This is a genomic window from Desulfocicer niacini (genome assembly GCF_054657595.1).
This window is the reverse complement of the sequence record NZ_BAAHYK010000125.1, coordinates 1-2144: the sequence shown is the minus strand read 5'-3', so window position 1 is coordinate 2144 and position 2144 is coordinate 1. Positions and strand designations below refer to the sequence as shown.

General features: G+C 40.7%; 1 protein-coding gene. It reads right to left on the bottom strand.

What is annotated here, in order from left to right; translation table 11 throughout:
- Positions 1–420: 420 nt before the first annotated feature.
- Entirely contained in the window at positions 421–1986 is a 1566-nt protein-coding gene (locus ACYQ2M_RS24975) for a hypothetical protein (RefSeq protein ID WP_459919121.1), read from the bottom strand.
- Positions 1987–2144: the final 158 nt, after the last annotated feature.

Sequence of the window (2144 nt, the reverse complement as noted above, 5' to 3'; positions counted from 1 at the left end):
CCTTTTCATTGTTCTTTCAGTTGGGTGAGACCATCCGCGCTTGTATCCCGGTCTACCGGGGCGCAGCTCGTTTCCAGCCGAGTTGCCTCGACGTCCAAAACTTACAATAGCCGGTGTATCTCCGCCATGGGTCCAAGGCTCGATACGGGTGGGTGGCTAACCCTTACTGAAACCCATTACTGGATTTCAACCGACAGGGACTTACACCCTGCAAGATGCGCCGAGCTTTCCTCGGCGCGATAACGGGGAGCTCAGCTGGCCGGGGGGCGAATTGCCGAGCACGTTCTAAAAGCCAAGTTTTTTCTAAAACCAAGCACTTTCAAAAAGCCGCTAGCTCCCCCCGGTCAGCTGCAGCGTTTTGTTCTTTTCATTTCTCGATGCTTTCATGAAAAATCCATAAAACTTTTGCGTCTTAATCGTTTATTGGTAAACATCAAAAGCCCCCATGGTTGGTGAATTTTCGCGCATATTCCCCCCAAAATCCCTATCAACTTTCATTTGCTCATCATCGGGATTGAGGAAATCATTACAGCCAACGTTCGCTGCCGGATTATCATCGGCTAATCTGAAGTCAAAGTTGTTAATGTCCACAAAGTATTCATAATCTGAACTATAAGTTTCATTTATACTATGAGCATCCATAGCCCAGGTTGTTTGCCATTCATCCCAGTCGTCTACTCTATCCTCAGAGCTGTCAGGGACGATTGAATCGTTAAATCTTAACCAGTGAAGCCCTTGATCTTTTATAATATAAGCACAATAATCAGGATTTATTAACTCCCAGTTTTCATAACTTCCAGAAGAGCTTATATAATATTCAGTCCAATGGCTGTCAGCGATACTAAAAACCAGACAATTTCTGATTTTCAACTGACCACCTGTGACGCAAAACACATCAAAATTTCTAATTGAATCTGCATGGCCAAGATGGTCATTATCAAAGTAATAGGTTTCATGGACATGATAAATTTCCCCTCCTTTGTGATAATCTGTAATATTCGTATTAATATAAATGTTGTTGGCCCAGAAAATTTTACAGTTAGCAGGGGCTTCATAAATAGTGTCATCATCATTTTTACTGGACGATTTTGCCCGTACACAATGATCAAAATAATTACGTTCTATACGAAAGAATGAATAGTCATAATCTTCATCGTCGTTTCTATGTGAAACGTCTATGGCTGCATCTGCTACCTCATTTTCAATTCCCCAGTTTTCAAAATAGCAATTGAAAATAATTCCGTTTGAAGCTGCATTCATAAGAATCCCATCTTGATTTCTTTCCTCATCCGTCGCTGTGTTGTCATGTATATAGCAGTTCTGGATGATGGTCCACTGCAACTCTCGTGGATTATCGGTATTGACATAAAGAGGAGAATTCCCAATATTAATACCTGTTGCACACATCCAACCATCTCCATAATCATATCCTGAAATTTCCACATATTCGATTAAAACCCGTTCACATCCATCTATCCGAATATGTGGTTTGTTGGCTGTCCCCGCAATAAATACATTTCTAATAACTACCTCTTCACAGTCTTCAACTAAAATGGTTGATGAGGCTCTATAGTCGGAGTCTTTTTGGATTACATTGATGTTTTCAAAAACGACTTTATCGCAATTTTTAACGTAATATAAGGCGTTATCATATTTTCCGTATGAGTTGCTCCATGTAACTTGCACGGACTCATCAGATATTTCGACATATGTCTCATCTGAATATGTTTGCTTGTAGGTATCCCCAGTTACTGATTCAAAAAGGTCTTCTGAAATCTCCATATCCGCAAGTTCTTTTCCGTTTCCAAGTTCTGACCAGTCTCCATCATATATTTGTCCATAATCCCCAATGGTAACTTCAAATGTAACATCAGCCTGATCATTACTATCGTCACTTTCATTACTGTCACCATTACAGCCAATGTTAAAAAGAATGGAAGAAACGATCAGCACCCCCCAAAAAATACCTTTGATTTTTTGTTTCATTAGCATGTTTCACCTCATTTTGGGTCGTTTAAAAAAAAAGAACGGGGAGCTGAGGGGCCGGGCTTTTAAACCCCAAAAGCTCAGATAAAGGTAAATTTTCCTGAACCACATACTTTCCAAAACGCCGCGCAGATAGCCCGGTCCCTCTCCAGCGTTTT

What these genes read in the sequence shown, in the direction of transcription:
- ACYQ2M_RS24975 (WP_459919121.1), bottom strand. Translation starts at nt 1,986, where the DNA reads ATGAAACAAAAAATCAAAGGTATTTTTTGGGGGGTGCTGATCGTTTCT.